This window comes from Pseudomonas sp. KH_046_1 (assembly GCF_057839025.1).
In genome coordinates, this window is record NZ_CM174481.1 from 4212061 (window position 1) to 4228298 (window position 16238).

Sequence of the window (16238 nt, forward strand, 5' to 3'; positions counted from 1 at the left end):
ACAAGGACCGTGGAGACGGACGAATATGAGCGACTTCAACACCCTCGAACTGCTGACCGACCCCCGTGGTTTTGCCACGCTGTGGCTCAGCCGTGAAGAAAAGAACAACGCCTTCAACGCCGAAATGATCCGCGAGCTGATCCTCGCCCTCGACAAAGTCGCGAGTGACGCCAGCCTTCGGTTTCTGATCGTGCGCGGTCGCGGCAAGCATTTCAGCGCCGGCGCCGACCTGGCCTGGATGCAGCAATCGGCCGAGCTCGATTACGCCACCAACCTTGATGACGCCCGGGAACTGGCGGAGTTGATGTACAACCTGGCCAAACTGAAAATTCCGACCCTGGCGGTGGTGCAAGGCGCAGCCTTTGGTGGCGCGCTGGGCCTGATCAGTTGCTGCGACATGGCCATCGGCGCCGATGACGCACAGTTCTGCCTGTCGGAAGTGCGCATCGGCCTGGCGCCGGCGGTCATCAGCCCGTTCGTGGTGCAAGCCATTGGCGAGCGCGCGACCCGTCGCTATGCCTTGACCGCTGAGCGCTTCGGCGGGCAACGGGCGCGGGAAATCGGTTTGTTGTCGGAGAGCTATGCAAGTGCCGAACTGGAACAGAAAGTCGAGCAGTGGATCGACAATCTGCTGCTCAACAGTCCGGCCGCGATGCGCGCCAGCAAGGACCTGTTGCGCGAAGTCGGCGACGGCTCACTGACCCCGGCATTGCGCCGCTACACCGAAAACGCCATCGCCCGCATCCGCGTCAGCCCCGAAGGCCAGGAAGGCCTGCGCGCCTTCCTGCAAAAACGTCCGCCGAACTGGCAAGCACAAACCACCAAGGAGCCCCGTTGATGAGCGCACCTGTCCTCACCACCCTGCTGGTGGCCAACCGTGGCGAAATCGCTTGCCGGGTGATGCGTACCGCCAAGGCCCTGGGCCTGACCACCGTGGCCGTGCACAGCGCCACCGACCGTGACGCCCGGCACAGCCGCGAAGCTGACATTCGGGTCGACCTCGGTGGCAGCAAAGCCGCCGACAGCTATCTGCAGATCGACAAACTGATCGCCGCCGCCAAGGCCAGCGGTGCCCAGGCGATTCACCCCGGCTATGGCTTTTTATCCGAGAACGCCGGGTTCGCCCGCGCCATCGAAAACGCCGGCCTGATATTCCTCGGCCCGCCCGCCTCGGCCATCGACGCCATGGGCAGCAAGTCCGCCGCCAAAGCCTTGATGGAAACCGCTGGCGTGCCACTGGTGCCCGGTTATCACGGCGAAGCCCAGGACCTGGAAACCTTCCGCGCCGCCTGCGAACGCATCGGCTACCCGGTGCTGCTCAAGGCCACCGCGGGTGGTGGCGGCAAAGGCATGAAAGTGGTCGAGGACGTCAGCCAACTGGCCGAAGCCCTGGCCTCGGCCCAGCGTGAGGCGCAATCGTCGTTCGGCGACTCGCGGATGCTGGTGGAAAAGTACCTGCTCAAGCCACGTCACGTGGAAATCCAGGTGTTCGCCGACCAGCACGGCAACTGCCTGTACCTCAACGAACGTGACTGCTCGATTCAGCGCCGCCACCAGAAAGTCGTCGAAGAAGCCCCGGCGCCAGGCCTGAGCCCGGAGCTGCGTCGGGCCATGGGTGAGGCTGCCGTGCGTTCGGCCCAGGCCATCGGTTACGTCGGTGCCGGCACCGTGGAATTTTTGCTGGATGCGCGCGGCGAATTCTTCTTCATGGAGATGAACACCCGCCTGCAAGTGGAACACCCGGTCACCGAAGCCATCACCGGCCTCGACCTGGTGGCCTGGCAGATTCGCGTGGCTCGTGGCGAAGCCTTGCCGATGACTCAGGACCAGGTGCCGCTGGTGGGTCACGCGATCGAAGTGCGGCTGTATGCCGAAGACCCGGGCAATGATTTCCTGCCGGCGACCGGTCGTCTGGAGTTGTATCGCGAATCCGCCCAGGGGCCGGGACGACGAGTGGACAGCGGCGTTGAAGAAGGCGATGAAATTTCGCCCTTCTACGACCCGATGCTCGGCAAGTTGATTGCCTGGGGTGAGGATCGTGAACAAGCGCGTTTACGCCTGCTGAGCATGCTCGACGAATTCGCCATTGGCGGGTTGAAGACCAACATTAATTTCCTGCGGCGCATCATCGGCCACCCGGCGTTTGCCGCCGCCGAACTGGATACCGGCTTCATTCCGCGCTATCAGGAGCAGTTGCTGCCGGCCCCAGCGGAACTCAGCGATGATTTCTGGCAAGCCGCCGCCCAGGCGTTTGCCCAGAGCCAGCCGCCTGCCACCCGATCCGATGACCCGAGTTCGCCATGGGCGGCGGGTAACGGGCTGCGCGCTGGATTGCCGAGAGAGATCACCCTGCACCTGAGTTGTGAAGGCCAGGACCGGGCGCTGACGCTGGGCGACATCAATGCCCACAGCGCTCGGCTCACGGGCGAGCATCTGCTGACCGAGCAGGCTGGCGTGCGCCGTCAACACCGCGCAATACGCCGTGGCGAACATGTGTACTTGCAGTGGGATGGCGAGTTGCACCGCATCGAGGCTTACGACCCGATCAGCGCCGTCGAGGCCAGCCACAGCCATCACGGCGGGCTGACCGCACCCATGAACGGCAGCATCGTCCGGGTGTTGGTGGAGGCCGGGCAATCGGTCGAAGCCGGGGCGCAATTGGTGGTACTTGAGGCCATGAAGATGGAGCACAGCATCCGCGCGCCCCACGCCGGGGTGATCAAGGCGCTGTATTGCCAGGAAGGCGAGATGGTCAGTGAAGGCAGTGCGCTGGTCGAACTGGAAGAGGCGTGAAATGAAGATCGGTCCTACGCATCGCGAGGACCGATCTGATCAAAACCTGGCTGTTGCCTGAACCACTACGCCGATGATTCGACATTCTTCGGTGTACAAGGCTTTCGGATACGTCGGATTGAGCGGGACCAGATAACGCTGCCCGCCCTCTTCGATGAGCTTGCGGAACGTGGCTTCGGTGCTGCCCGGCCACTGGGCAATGACCAGTTTGCCAGGCTCGGCGTCCACCGCCGGGTCCACCAGAATCAGCATGCCTTCCGGGATGCTGATGCCACTGGGTGCGGTCATCGCATCGCCTGCCACTCTCAACCAGAATGCCGGCCCCCGGGCGTGGTAATCGGACAGTTCAAAGTGCCCTTTTCCGTACGCAGGGACCTCGCCGTCGCGCACTTCGGCAGGTTCGCGCCAGTCACTGACCGGGTAGCGAAAGTACGGGTTGTACTTCTGCGTCAGGGGGATTTCGTCATCCGTTGACGCCTGCGGTTCCCGGATCACCAGCGCCACTTCGAGAAACTCAAGGCCCAGCGCCCGCAGCACACGGTTCATGTCTTCGATGCCGGGTTCACGACGTTTGTTGAGCCAGTGGCCAATGCCGCCCTGGGACATCCCGAGGCGCTCGGCGAGTATCTCTTGAGTGATTTTGAGTTCACTCATCTTGGCCTTGACCAATTCAATCCATTTATCCATGTGCGGCACGATACGTGGGCGACTCCGGCCATCAAAACACAAAATGTAGTATTTAAATTATCGTCACAAATACAGTTCGTATTAGGATCGATTCACGGATCTGAATCTAACACGGAGCTTGCCATCGCCATGAACCAACCCACCAATGACCTGTCGGACATGCAAATCGACACCACTTTCACTTCGCCCCTGGGCTCAGCGGCGGCACAACGCGCGCTGGACTATTACTTGAAACCAGCTATTTCAGAGGAAGTGGCCGAGCCGCGTTTTTTTGATGTGAACCGCAATATCAGCGGCGAAGAGGCGCTGGTCCATGCTTTGGACCTGTTGCGCTGTGCTGCCGCCACCGCGTACGAGTCAGCCAATCACCTGCAAGGCGCGAATCGCGACCTGGCGTTTTCGACGGTGCACATGATCGACATGGCCAAGGCGATGGTCGATCGATCACTGGAGAAGTATGAAAACGGTTGAGGTAAGAAGGTAAATCGAGAGGACAGGAAAGAATTTTCCTGTCGGGCAGGTAAAAACGCTTGACCTGCAAACGAGAATGATTATTATTGCACCAACTGATCGCGAGATCAGTCGATGGACCAGGTGACCTTAGGTCGGTCTCCCGGACTATCTCCTCATCAGGCTAATCACGGTTTTTGACCCGGCTTTTTGCCGGGTCTTTTTTTTGGTGCGCCAGGCATGGCGCGTTGCGCGAAGCGCAACCAGCTTGGCTGTGGTGGCCTCGCTGGTGACTTGGAGGTGTAAGTCCTCTACACACCCGGCAAGGGGAAGTGTTAGCCAGAGGCAAGGGTGTCGCGGGCGACTGCGAATCTGAAGGAAGCCCGAGGCAAAATGCTGGCCTGACGAACAGGAAGCGGATAGAGGCGGCGCAGCGGGGTAAGAAGGCCAATATCTTCAAAGCCCAATACTTGCACGGAACGCTGTGACGTAGATCCGACAGGCATAAGCAGGAAGGTCGCGCGAATTACCCTGGGAGATCTGTGGGTTTGCCACTGTGCTACCGAGCGTCGAGAGGCGACGGGATGAGCCCACAGAAGTCAGCTGAGGCCGTAGTAAGTGGCGGATTACCGCGTCACCAAGGGCCGAACAGGTTATGCCGCCAGTAGGCGTCAGAGTCTCGTCGAATGTTGAAACGCAGAATATTCTCCAAGAGAAAACTGTTACCCCAGGTCCTGGACGGTATCCGAGGATGAAGGCTGACAGGGCGCAAACATCGACGGCGTCTGTGGCGTGGACGAACGCGGAGCCGGACACGCTGATGGTGCGGGTGCTTGCACCCGCCAACCTCAAGCGTGCGTATCAACGCGTGGTCAGCAACAAGGGCGCACCGGGTGCCGATGGCATGACGGTCGACCAGCTGGCGGGCTACGTGAAACAGTATTGGCCGATCCTCAAGACTCGGCTGTTGGCCGGCGAATACCACCCGCAAGGTGTACGCGCCGTCGATATCCCCAAACCCAAAGGCGGTACAAGACAGCTGGGTATCCCCAGCGTCGTGGATCGCCTGATCCAGCAGGCGCTGCTGCAACAGCTCACGCCAATCTTCGATCCGCTGTTTTCGGACTACAGCTACGGCTTTCGTCCGGGCAGAAGCGCTCATCAAGCCATCGAAACCGCCCGCGCCCATGTGGCGGCGGGCCACCGCTGGTGCGTGGAACTCGATCTGGAGAAGTTCTTTGATCGGGTCAACCACGATGTATTGATGGCCTACATCGAGCGTCAAATCGAAGATAAACGTGTGCTTATGCTGATCCGTCGTTATCTCGAGGCGGGAATGATGTCGGGCGGGATCGCCAGCCGACGGCAGGAAGGGACGCCGCAAGGCGGCCCGCTCTCACCGTTGTTGTCGAACATCCTGCTCAATGAACTCGACCGCGAACTGGAACGGCGGGGCCATCGTTTTGTACGCTATGCCGACGACGCCAACATTTATGTGCGCAGTCGTCGTGCTGGCGAGCGAGTGCTGGTCAGGGTTGAGCGCTTCCTGAATCAACGCCTGAAACTGACGTTGAATCAAGAAAAGAGCCGAGTAGCACGGCCGTGGGCGTGTGATTACTTGGGTTACGGGATGAGCCTGCATAAACAGCCGAGGCTGAAAGTAGCTACGATGAGCCTGAATCGCTTGCGCGATCGGCTCAGAGAACTGCTGCGCGGAGCGCGGGGCCACAAGATGGCAAGCGTCATTGAACGGATTAACCCGGTGCTACGTGGTTGGGCGGGTTACTTCAAGCTCAGCCAGAGCAACCGCCCCCTTGAGGAGTTGGATGGCTGGATGCGCCGTAAACTTCGCTGTGTCATTTGGCGTCAATGGAAGCAGCGCCCAACGAGGGCGCGCAACCTGATACGTCTGGGGATCAGCGAAGCACGCGCCTGCAAATCAGCGTTCAACGGGCGCGGGCCATGGTGGAATTCGGGAGCGTCACATATGAATCACGCGCTGCCGAAGAAGCTGTGGGACAGCCTGGGGCTGGTCCCAATACTGGATACGATAAAACGGCTTAACCGCATAACCTGAACCGCCGTATACGGACCCGTACGTACGGTGGTGTGAGAGGACGGCGGCTGTGAAGCCGCCTCCTACTCGATCCAGTTTTCTGGCTTTGGCTTCAGGCTAATGAAGTCTTTGGGTACCGCAAATTCGATGCGCGCGGATGATATCAAAAGAATGCCAGTTGGCAAGAGAAGCCCGGCATCATGGGTTGAAACCAGCGACAGATAGCACTTGAGAATCAATCGCACAGTCTCTAAGCTGCGACGGCGTCAAGGAAGACGCCCCCCACCTCTGCACCCCGCAATTTCCCTCGGTTTCACCCCACTCTTGCGTGTAAAGTAGCCGCCATAATAATCATATTCAGGACCCGATTATGGCCGTGGCTAAATCCTCTTTCGACATCAGTGCCAACTTCGACAGCGGCAACATCCAAGTCATCGACATCAGCGATCCGCTCAAACCGCTTCTGGCCATTCGCCCGGACACCCGCAGTGCGCATTTCCAGTGGTTCCACTTCAAGGCCAGCGGCCTGCACGTCGGTCAGGAGCACTGGTTTCGCCTGAACAATGCCAGCCAATCCTCCTATAACAAGGCCTGGACCGGTTATCAGGCGGTGGCGTCCTACGATCACGTCAACTGGTTCCGCGTACCGACCATTTTTGAAGGCGACTGCCTGCGCTTCAGCCTCGAAGCCGAACAGACTCACGCCTGGTTTGCCTACTTCGAACCCTACAGCCGTGGCCGCCACGACTGGCTGATCGAGCAGGCGCTGAGCAAGGCCGGTACCGAGTTGTTGGCCACCGGCAAAAGTGTCGAAGGCCGCGACATCCAGTTGTTGCGCAAAGGCACCGGGGTCGAAGGTCGACGCAAGGTGTGGATGATTGCCCAGCAACATCCGGGCGAACACATGGCCGAGTGGTTCATGGAAGGCGTGATCGAACGTCTGGAAAAACACGACGACCCTGTGCTGAATAAACTGCTGTCCAGCGCCGACCTGTACCTGGTGCCAAACATGAACCCGGATGGTGCTTTCCACGGCCACCTGCGCACCAACGCCATGGGCCAGGACCTCAATCGCGCCTGGCAGAACGCCAGCCAGGAGACCAGCCCGGAAGTCCTTTTCGTACAGCAGCAAATGGAAAAGTACGGCGTCGATATGTTCCTCGACGTGCATGGTGACGAGGAAATTCCCCACGTGTTCACCGCTGCGTGCGAAGGCAATCCGGGTTACACACCGCGGATCGAAAAGCTTGAAGAGCACTTCCGCAGCCACCTGAAGCACACCACCAAAGACTTCCAGACCAAGTACGGGTACACCCGCGACGAACCGGGTCAGGCCAACATGACGCTGGCCTGCAACAGCGTGGGGCAGAAGTACGACTGCCTGTCGCTGACCCTGGAAATGCCGTTCAAGGATCACGACGACCATCCGAACGCGGAAACCGGTTGGTCGGGCAAGCGTTCGAAGCAGTTGGGCAAGGATGTGTTGACCACGCTTGCCGATATGGTCGATACCCTGCGCTGACAAACCTCACAGGTGCTGCAGCCGGTGCAACTGTGGCGAGGGGGCTTGCCCCCGTCCGGCTGCGCAGCAGACGTAAACCGATCCGGCGCGGTATACCTGACTCACCGCGTCATCTGATTTCAGGGCTGCTGCGCACCCCAACGGGGGCAAGCCCCCTCGCCACAATGGCTAGCCAGCATCCTCTCACCCTCTATCCTTACCCCGCAACATGCTGTCCAGCACCTCATCGCGACGCACCCAGCCGTGAAACAACGCTGCCGCCAAATGCAGTAACACGGTCAGAAACAGCAAATACGCCAGATACCCATGCGCCTTGCGCAAAAACGCAAACACCTGTGCATTGGCCGGCACAATCGACGGTAATTGCAGCGAGCTGCTGAGCATCACCGGTTCGCCAGAGGCCGAAATCATCGCCCAGCCCAGCAGCGGCAAAACCAGCATCAATGCATACAACAAGACATGCGAGGCCTTGGCCGCGAGTACTTGCACACCCGGCATGTCCGCCGGCAGAGGTGGTTGCGTGGTGGAGAAACGCACCACCAAGCGCACGATCACCAACAGCAAGATCGCGACGCCCAAGGGTTTGTGCAGATGAATCAGCCATTCATGCCGTTCGGACACCGAGGCGACCATACCCGCGCCGATAAACAGCATGGCGATAATCATCAGCGCCATCAGCCAGTGCAGCAGGCGCGCCAGCGGGGCGAAGTGGTTCGGTTGAGTGCTCATTGCTGGGCCTCCTGTTTGGCGGCGGGCAACTGGCTGACTTCGCTGGTGCGACGCAGGTAGGAATTGGCGTAACCGGCTGAACGAGCGGCGAGCAGCGGGTCTTCGGAACCTTCGATCCCTGCAGGCAACACCAGCGGATCGTAATTGATGTCACGGCATTCGCCGTTGAGTTGCGGCTGGGTTTTTTCCAGTACCAGCGTGCCCGCGTTCAACACTTTGCGCCCTTCAGGCCAGGCTTTGCTGGCGTCGTTCACTGGATCGCCGGGATTGGCCAGGATGATGTTCAACTGCCAACGTAACGGCCCTGCGGCTATACGCTGAACCAGGTCTTTCTCCAGAAAGTCGGCCCCCTCCGGCGCCGCTGCACCCGGCGTATCTTGAGCCACTGGCACCATGCTCCAGCGCACGGCCTGGCGTTGTCCGGCGGCGCTCACCAGATAAAACGCGTTGACGCTGTTATAGGTCTCCGTGACGTAACTGGCTGACGGCTTGGCGGTCTTGATCCAGGCCAGGAACGGTGCAGCTTCCGGATGCGCACCGAAAAACGCCGGAACCGCGGTCGGGTTTGGCTTGCCGGTAGCCGGGTCCGGCGACTGCGCCTGCTGCAATTGATAGAACGCCTCGGGCGTGCCCACCGGGAACACCGGCATGCTGTTCATCCCGGTGCGCCACTGCTGGCCGTTGGCCTGAGTGAAGCGCAAGGCCATGCTGCGGATCGGCACGGCACTGTCCGGCGCGTAAGGGTTGCCGGACCCCAAGGCGAAACGCCCCACCACCGGTGTCCGTGCTTCGTTGAACACTTGAGCGGTGGAATAGCTGCGCGCATCAAGGCTGCTCTCGAAATGCCCGATCACGCACACACCTTTGGAATGGTTGCGACGGAAACCCGGATGCACGCCGTTGTTGGTTTCCAGCACATTGATCAGTTTCTTCGGGGTCAGGCGCTGTGGGTCAAAGGTGCCGTTGACGTAGGCAAACGCCCCCGCCACGGCAGCAACGACCACGGCGATGCCAGCCAGACGCAACGTCAGGCTCGCCGCACTCAAGGGTGGCCGGGTTGGCGGTGATGATCGATCTACCATGAAAGACTCCAGGGCCATCGGCCACAAATGAGAAGAATCAAGCAGACGAACCGCACGCAGGTTTATTCCCACATGCGGTGTTTATTTTTTCTGACGTGGAATAACCTCCGGTACCGGACGTCTTCCTAGTCCCAAGCGTAGCGACTAGTCAGAACTTCATGAACGATATCGACGAACAACTGAGGGAAATCATTCCAAGATTGCGACGGTTTGCCGTGTCGTTGACGCGCAACACCAGCAGCGCTGACGACCTGGTGCAGGCGAGCCTGGAGCGGGCATTGTCGAGTTGGGCTGGCAAACGCGCCGAGGGCGACTTGCGCGCCTGGCTGTTCTCGATTGTCTATCGGCAGTTTCTCGATGCGCACCGCCGCTCCCGGCGCTATGCGCGCATGCTTGAATTCTTCACCGGGCGTGACGATGCCCAACCCTCGGTGGAGCGCACCGTTATCGCTCAATCGACCCTCAGCGCTTTCGATCAACTGCCCACCGAGCAACGCGCGCTGCTGCTCTGGGTGTCGGTGGAAGGCCTGAGCTACAAAGAGGTCGCCGGGATTCTCGACGTACCCACCGGCACCGTGATGTCCCGCCTGTCCCGGGCTCGCCAGGCCCTGCGCCAACTCAGCGATGGCGAAATCAACCGCCCATCCCTGCGGAGACTCAAATGATCAGCATGCCCCCCAGCGAACGAGACCTGCACGCCTACGTCGACCACCAACTGAGCGACGCCGACCGACGCCTGGTCGAAACTTTTCTGGCCGCTGAACCGGAGGTGGCCGCGCAAGTGCGCGCCTGGCAGCAGGATGCCCAGACACTGCGCGCAGCCCTGAGTGGTGCCTTGCAACAACCCTCGAACCCGGACCTGGATCCGGCCGTGATTCGCCAGCGCCTCAAACGCCAATCCCGTCGACACCTGGCCAGCGCCGCGGTGTTGCTCGTTGCCGTCAGCGTTGGCGGTTTCAGCGGTTGGCAAGCGCGGGAGATGACACTGGCGCCCCCCCAGCTTCCAATGACCGATGCCCTGCAGGCGTATCGCCTGATTGCCCAGCAAGGCATCCTGCCGGCGGATTATAAAGTCGGCGACGACGGCGACATGCAGGGTTGGCTCGACCGCTACTTCACCCAGGCCAATCGCCTGCCCGACCTCTCGGGTGCCGGATTCAAGCCGGCCAGCGGGCGTTTGCTGAGTACCGAACAAGGCCCTGCGGCGATGGTGATTTACGAGAACCAGAGCGGGCAGAAAATCAGCTTCTACGTGCGCCCGCCAGGGCCGAAAAACTTCCTGCTGCCCAGGGGCAGTCGCAGTGATGGCGAGTTGCAGGCCGAGTACTGGTCCGGAAGTGGCTACAACTATGCGATGGTCAGCCCGGCGGATACGCCGGCGGCGCGGATGCTCAAACAGACCACTCAGTTCTGATCACACCCCCTGTGGGTGCAAGCTTGCTCGCGATGACGGCCTGACAATCACTGAGATGGTGCCTGACAGACCGCTATCGCGAGCAAGCTCGCTCCCACACTGGATTTGTGTCGGATACAGAATTTGTGATCTACACCGATCAAATGTGGGAGCGAGCCTGCTCGCGAAGGCGACCTGACAGTCGCCACATCTTTCCCGCTATCATGTCGCCCATTTCCAGGGCTCCGCGCCCTCCCCTTGGTTAATGGCGAATCTGTTCATGCATACCCTTGCTCAATTGCGCGCCGGCGAGTTGTCGGGCATCACGCGGCTGGATCTGGCAGAAGGCCTGACCGAGTTTCCCCAGGAGATCTTCGATCTGGCGGACTCGCTGGAAGTGCTCAACCTCAGCGGCAATGCTCTGAGCGCGCTGCCAGAGGATTTGCATCGCCTGACCCGTTTGCGCGTGCTGTTCTGTTCCGATAACCGCTTCACCGAGCTTCCGGCCTGCCTGGGCCAATGCGCTGCACTGACGATGATCGGCTTCAAGGCCAACCGTATCGCCCACGTGCCCGCAGCGGCACTCCCACCGCTGCTGCGCTGGCTGATCCTGACCGACAACTGCATCGAGACGCTGCCGAGCGAGTTGGGAGAGCGGCCATACCTGCAAAAGCTCATGCTTGCCGGTAACCGCCTGCGGGCATTGCCGGAGTCGATGCGCAATTGTCATCGACTGGAACTGATCCGCATCGCCGCCAACCAGCTCACCGACTTGCCACAATGGCTGCTGACGCTGCCGAGCCTGACCTGGCTGGCCTACGCCGGTAATCCGCTGGAAACCGAAACCGATGCCGCCGCCCTCGACGCCACGCCGCGCATTGACTGGTCGGCCTTGCACCTGGAGAAAAAACTCGGCGAAGGGGCGTCCGGGGTGATTCATCAGGCCGTCTGGCAACCGGCTGACCAGCCGCCCATGGCTATTGCGGTTAAGCTCTACAAGGGCGAAATGACCAGCGATGGCTCGCCACTGCACGAGATGAACGCCTGCATCACCGCCGGCCTGCACCCGAACCTGATTCGCGTCGAAGGGCGGATTGTCGATCACCCGCAGCAAACCGCCGGGCTGGTCATGCAGTTGATCCCGCCGAGTTTCCTCAACCTCGCCAGCCTGCCGAGCCTGGCATCATGCAGCCGCGACATTTACCCCGACGACTTGCGTTTCAGTGCGGCGGTAGCGCTGCGCATTGCCTCGGGCATTGCCTCGGTGGCCGAACACTTGCACGGCCATGGCATCACCCACGGCGATCTCTACGGGCACAATATTCTGTGGAATGAACAGGGTGACTGCTTGCTGGGGGATTTTGGCGCGGCGTCGTTCCACAGGATTTCCGACAGCCTTGAAAGCCGTGCCTTGCAGCGGATCGAGGTGCGGGCGTTCGGGGTGTTGTTGGGGGAATTGCTGGAGCGGGTTGATTCGGGGTTGAGCGCTGAACAGCGTGGGGTGCTGGAGGAACTGGAGCGGCGTTGCTGTCAGCCGCAGGTGCTGGAGCGGCCGGGGTTTCGCGAAGTCGTGGAGCAACTGAAAAATCTGTGACCGCTGCGCGGTCATTTTCGCGAGCAAGCCCGCTCCCACAGTTAATCGAGTTGCCCGGCCAGGCGCGATCTAATGTGGGAGCGGGCTTGCTCGCGAAGACGGTGTCACTGGCGAATCAGGTCAACCCGCCAAGCCGACAAACATATCCTGCACGTCGTCATGGTTATCGAGGCCTTCGAGGAACGCTTCGACTTCCGCCATCTGCTCATCGCTCAGGCCGCTGACCGGGTTTTTCGGCTGGTAGCCCAGTTTGGCCGACAGCACGGTGAAGCCTTGTTCCGGCAGGGCTTTCTGTACCGCGTCGAGGTCGGTCGGCTCGGTCAGGAACAGGGTTGCACCCTCTTCACCCGGCTCGAAATCCTGTGCACCGGCTTCGATGGCGGCCATTTCCGGATCGGCGTCCGGGGTGTCGGGCGACGCTTCGATCATGCCGACGTGGTTGAAGTCCCAGGCCACCGAACCGGATGCCCCCAGCTGGCCCTTGCGGAACGCCACGCGGATCTCGGCGACGGTGCGGTTGATGTTGTCGGTCACGCACTCAACGATCAACGGTACCTGATGCGGGGCGAACCCTTCATAGGTCACGCGATGGTATTGCACGGTTTCGCCCAGCAGGCCCGCGCCCTTCTTGATGGCGCGATCCAGTGTTTCCTTGGGCATCGAAGCTTTCTTGGCCTGTTCAACCACCAGGCGCAAGTGCGCGTTGGTAGCAATATCAGCGCCATTGCGCGCAGCAATGGTGATTTCTTTCACCAGTTTGCCGAAGATCTTGCCCTTGGCATTGGCTGCCGCTTCTTTGTGTTTAACCTTCCACTGTGCGCCCATTTCTCACTCTCTTATCTGTGGCATCTGTGGCGCCGAGACATCTTTTGGCCGACGCTTTGCACAAGTTTATACGGCCTAAAGTTGGCAATCGACCAAAAAATCCCGACTTGCATCGACATCTTCACCAGCGGTTGTAGGGCGATTCTGAAATGTCGATTTGCGATGCCCGCAAAGCGCTGGGGTTTCGTACGCTTTGCGCCCTAATTCCACGGCAGCAGCGTGTTCGATGCACAACGACAAGGAAAGTCCTACCACCCTGACGCTTCTCGACGACGACCTGAGTTTTCAGGTGGTCCGGTTCAGTGGTCATGAAGCACTCAACCAGCCCTATCGATTCGACATCGAGGTTATCGGGCTGGCACCGGCCCTGAACCTTGAACAATTACTGCAACAACCGGCGTTCCTCGAATTCGGCCACGACCAAGGCATTCATGGCGTGCTGCACAGCGCCAGTTGTGAACATCGAAGCGCGTACCGGGTCGCTTACAGACTGGTGCTGGTGCCCCGTGTCCAGTCGCTGGAACAGCAACGATGCCGACGTATTTTCCAGCGTGCCAGCGTGCCCATGATCCTGCGCCAGTTGCTGGAGGAGCATGGGTTGACCGCCGGCAGCTATCGCTTTGAACTGGCAACCGGGCACTATCCCCTGCGACCTTTTTGCATTCAGTACGAAGAAACCGACCTGGCGCTGCTGCAACGGCTGTGCGAGGAAGAAGGCATCCACTATCACTTCGAGCATCAACGCGACGGCCATGTGCTGGTGCTGGCCGATGACAGCCTGAGTTTTCCCCAGGAACCACTGCTCATGTCGATGAGCAGCGACGCCCTCGGCGAACACCGGGAACCTGTGATCAGCGAACTGTTCCAGCGCCATGATGCCCCGCTCTCACCTGTGCGCCCAGGCGCCAGGAATCCGGGTGCAGCGGACATCAGCGAAGGCGCAGCCAATCACTCGTTCGCCACGGCGAGGCACTGTCTCGCTGGCGAACAACAACATCGCGACCAGCTCAGCCGTCGACAACTGGAACGCCTGCGCTGTCGACACCTGCAGATCCACGGTCAAAGCAACCAGGGGGCATTACGCAGTGGCTGGATCCTGCAGGTGGCCGAGCACCCGCTGGCGAATTTCAATGATCAATGGCTGGTCACCGAAATCCGCCATCAGGGTCGTCATTCATCCATTCTGCTCGACGACACACCCGACATGGCCCCGGGTTACCGCAATCAATTCAGCGCCATCCCCTGGTCGACCGTGTTCAGGCCAGCGCTCAAACAACCCAGGCCGAGTATCCCCGGGTATCAGCCCGGCCAGGTGTGCGGCCCGATCGGGCAACCGGCGACAGTGGACGAGGATGGCCGGGTTCAGGTGAACCTCTGGCCCGCCACACCATCAGCCGCAGAGGCGTCCGACGGCCTGTGGCTACCGCTGGCGCTGACCACCGCCGAGGACTGGATCAATCCGGCCCGCTTGCCCGTGGCTGGCAGCGAGGTACTGGTGATTTTCCTCGACAGTGACCCGGACCGCCCGGTGCTCTGTACGGCCATGGGCCCTCGGCCACAACCTCGCCGCCCTCGTCCGCATGAACCCCGTGGCGATACCCGCCTACTGTTCGACTGGCTGCTCACCCGCTCGGACTTTGCGCCCTGACGCTCAGCCCTTGTCAGCCTTGCCGGCCGCCGCGGCGAATTTCGCCAGGCGCACGTCCAGATGCCGTGGCCGACGCCCGTGATCCTCCGCGCGCTCCTTGCGGCGGATGGCGTTGCGCACCATCAGCGAGCCAATGTAGCGAATCGGCTCCGGCGGGAAAAAGCCCAGCGGTCCGTTGACCAGCGGCGAACGGGTCCATGGGTTGTCCAGGCCCTGGACCATCGATGCCAGAATCTGCCCGCCCATGTGGCAGGGCCCGACGCCGCTGCCGGAGTAGCCGAAACCGTAGAAAACATTGCCACTGGCGCTCATCTGTCCGAAAAACGGCAGCCCGGTCACCGAACGGTCCGACGGACCATTCCAGGTCGCTTCGACCTTGACGTCGGCAAACGCCGGGAAGAAATCCGCCAGGCTGTTCTGCAACAAACCGGCGTAAGGCGAAGGTTGATCGAACACCGGCAGCATGCGCCCGCCATAGGCGAAGGTATTGCCGCCCTTGCCCAGCATGATCCGGCCGTCCGGGGTGTTGTGGTAGTAGTGCACGAAAATCCGCGAATCGAGCACCGTGACGCCGCTGGTCAAGCCGATTTCGTTGAGCAGGTCCGGTCGAGGCTCGGTGATCAGCATGTCGCTGGAAACGATCGCCACGCTGCGTTCGAACTGCGGGAACGCCCGGGCCATCCAGGCGTTCATCGCCAGCACCACGCGGTCGGCACGAATGGTGCCGTTGCGGGTTTGAATACCCGCCGGCCGGCCCTCCTCCAACCCGGTCATCGCGGTGTTTTCATGAATCTTCACCCCCAGTTGCAGGGCTACCCGGCGCAAGCCACGCACCAGTTTGCCCGGCTGCACACTGGCCGCGGCCGGGGAAAACCAGCCTTCCTGGTGCTTGCTGGAACCGGCCATGCGCTGCACATCGGCCACCGGCCGCTGGGTGAACGAGTTGATGCCGTTGCGCTCCAGCGCCGCGATCACAGCGTCGGTCGAGCCGACCTGAGCGCGGTTGGTCGCGGTGTAGAGGGTGCCATCGAGACGGTAATCGGCGTCCACCGCATACTGTTCGCAGAAGGCGCCGATGGCATGGATGCTGCGCTCGGACTCCTTGACCAGGCGCACGGCTTCTTCGACGCCAAACAAACGCTCAAGGGTGAAATACTTGGCCGACCACGACAACGCACAACCGCCATTGCGTCCACTGGCCCCGGCACCGCAGATGTCCGCTTCGATCAGCAACACATCCAGCTCGGGGTTCTGTTCCTTGAGCATGATCGCGGTCCACAACCCGGTGTAACCACCGCCGACGATACACACGTCGACGCGGGTGTCGCCTTCCAATGGCGGACAGGTTTCGGATGCATCAGCCTTCAAGGCCTGGTCCAGCCAAAAGGGTCTCATGGGGTCAATCTCCGGTCAGTGGCCCACACGCCGGCCTGCCGCAGGTGCAGCAGGCGACGAGGGA

General features: G+C 61.0%; 14 protein-coding genes. 9 read left to right on the plus strand and 5 right to left on the minus strand.

Annotation, left to right across the window (positions count from 1 at the left end; genetic code table 11):
- Positions 1–25: 25 nt before the first annotated feature.
- A complete protein-coding gene (locus AC3IT9_RS19385; protein ID WP_150758942.1) occupies positions 26–838 on the plus strand; it encodes a gamma-carboxygeranoyl-CoA hydratase in 813 nt (270 codons plus the stop codon).
- Positions 838–2793 carry an acetyl/propionyl/methylcrotonyl-CoA carboxylase subunit alpha gene (locus tag AC3IT9_RS19390; protein WP_150725906.1) on the plus strand — a complete coding sequence of 652 codons (1956 nt, stop codon included), beginning with the start codon at positions 838–840 and terminating at the stop codon, positions 2791–2793. Before AC3IT9_RS19385 ends, AC3IT9_RS19390 begins: the two co-directional genes overlap by 1 nt.
- A 39-nt stretch (positions 2794–2832) precedes the next feature.
- On the opposite strand, the gene AC3IT9_RS19395 is transcribed toward AC3IT9_RS19390, so the two are convergent.
- Positions 2833–3480: a LexA family protein gene (locus tag AC3IT9_RS19395; RefSeq protein WP_489270752.1), complete on the minus strand. Its 648-nt coding sequence runs from the start codon at positions 3478–3480 to the stop codon at positions 2833–2835.
- A 129-nt stretch (positions 3481–3609) separates the two neighbouring features.
- Here AC3IT9_RS19395 and AC3IT9_RS19400 point away from each other — a divergent pair, with 129 nt between their 5' ends.
- From AC3IT9_RS19400 to AC3IT9_RS19410, 3 genes are all read left to right on the plus strand, one after another.
- A complete protein-coding gene (locus tag AC3IT9_RS19400; RefSeq protein WP_151214455.1) occupies positions 3610–3951 on the plus strand; it encodes a DUF6124 family protein in 342 nt (113 codons plus the stop codon).
- A gap of 634 nt (positions 3952–4585) precedes the next feature.
- Positions 4586–6007, plus strand: coding sequence for a group II intron reverse transcriptase/maturase (gene ltrA / locus AC3IT9_RS19405; RefSeq protein ID WP_151213490.1), 1422 nt, complete (start codon positions 4586–4588; stop codon positions 6005–6007).
- A gap of 349 nt (positions 6008–6356) precedes the next feature.
- A complete protein-coding gene (locus AC3IT9_RS19410) occupies positions 6357–7508 on the plus strand; it encodes a M14 family metallopeptidase (RefSeq protein WP_489270753.1) in 1152 nt (383 codons plus the stop codon).
- A gap of 183 nt (positions 7509–7691) precedes the next feature.
- Here the strand turns inward: AC3IT9_RS19410 and AC3IT9_RS19415 are convergent, their stop codons facing one another.
- Together AC3IT9_RS19415 and AC3IT9_RS19420 are read right to left on the minus strand one after the other, a co-directional pair.
- Positions 7692–8237 carry a cytochrome b gene (locus tag AC3IT9_RS19415; RefSeq protein ID WP_150753014.1) on the minus strand — a complete coding sequence of 182 codons (546 nt, stop codon included), beginning with the start codon at positions 8235–8237 and terminating at the stop codon, positions 7692–7694.
- Positions 8234–9319 carry a catalase family peroxidase gene (locus tag AC3IT9_RS19420; protein ID WP_150725900.1) on the minus strand — a complete coding sequence of 362 codons (1086 nt, stop codon included), beginning with the start codon at positions 9317–9319 and terminating at the stop codon, positions 8234–8236. The genes AC3IT9_RS19415 and AC3IT9_RS19420 overlap by 4 nt, the downstream gene beginning before the upstream one ends.
- Positions 9320–9477: 158 nt before the next feature.
- On the opposite strand from AC3IT9_RS19420, the gene AC3IT9_RS19425 reads away from it, so the two are divergent.
- The 3 genes from AC3IT9_RS19425 to AC3IT9_RS19435 all read left to right on the plus strand — a co-directional run bounded on the left by AC3IT9_RS19425 (position 9478) and on the right by AC3IT9_RS19435 (position 12306).
- Positions 9478–9984 (plus strand): RNA polymerase sigma factor, encoded by a 507-nt coding sequence (locus AC3IT9_RS19425; protein WP_150753016.1) that lies wholly within the window; start codon positions 9478–9480, stop codon positions 9982–9984.
- A complete protein-coding gene (locus AC3IT9_RS19430; protein ID WP_489270754.1) occupies positions 9981–10733 on the plus strand; it encodes an anti-sigma factor family protein in 753 nt (250 codons plus the stop codon). The genes AC3IT9_RS19425 and AC3IT9_RS19430 overlap by 4 nt, the downstream gene beginning before the upstream one ends.
- 259 nt (positions 10734–10992) lie before the next feature.
- A complete protein-coding gene (locus AC3IT9_RS19435) occupies positions 10993–12306 on the plus strand; it encodes a leucine-rich repeat-containing protein kinase family protein (protein ID WP_489270756.1) in 1314 nt (437 codons plus the stop codon).
- Between the two features lie 120 nt (positions 12307–12426).
- On the opposite strand, the gene AC3IT9_RS19440 is transcribed toward AC3IT9_RS19435, so the two are convergent.
- Positions 12427–13131 (minus strand): YebC/PmpR family DNA-binding transcriptional regulator, encoded by a 705-nt coding sequence (locus tag AC3IT9_RS19440; RefSeq protein WP_008051121.1) that lies wholly within the window; start codon positions 13129–13131, stop codon positions 12427–12429.
- 226 nt (positions 13132–13357) lie between these two features.
- Between AC3IT9_RS19440 and AC3IT9_RS19445 the strand changes: the two genes are divergently transcribed.
- Complete coding sequence (locus AC3IT9_RS19445) at positions 13358–14779, plus strand: type VI secretion system Vgr family protein (protein WP_489270757.1); 1422 nt, start codon at positions 13358–13360, stop codon at positions 14777–14779.
- Positions 14780–14782: 3 nt separating this feature from the next.
- Here AC3IT9_RS19445 and AC3IT9_RS19450 read toward each other — a convergent pair whose 3' ends face one another.
- The gene (locus tag AC3IT9_RS19450; RefSeq protein ID WP_489270758.1) at positions 14783–16174 is read right to left on the minus strand and encodes an FAD-dependent oxidoreductase; all 1392 of its coding nucleotides are present in this window, start codon (positions 16172–16174) and stop codon (positions 14783–14785) included.
- Between the last annotated feature and the right edge of the window lie 64 nt (positions 16175–16238).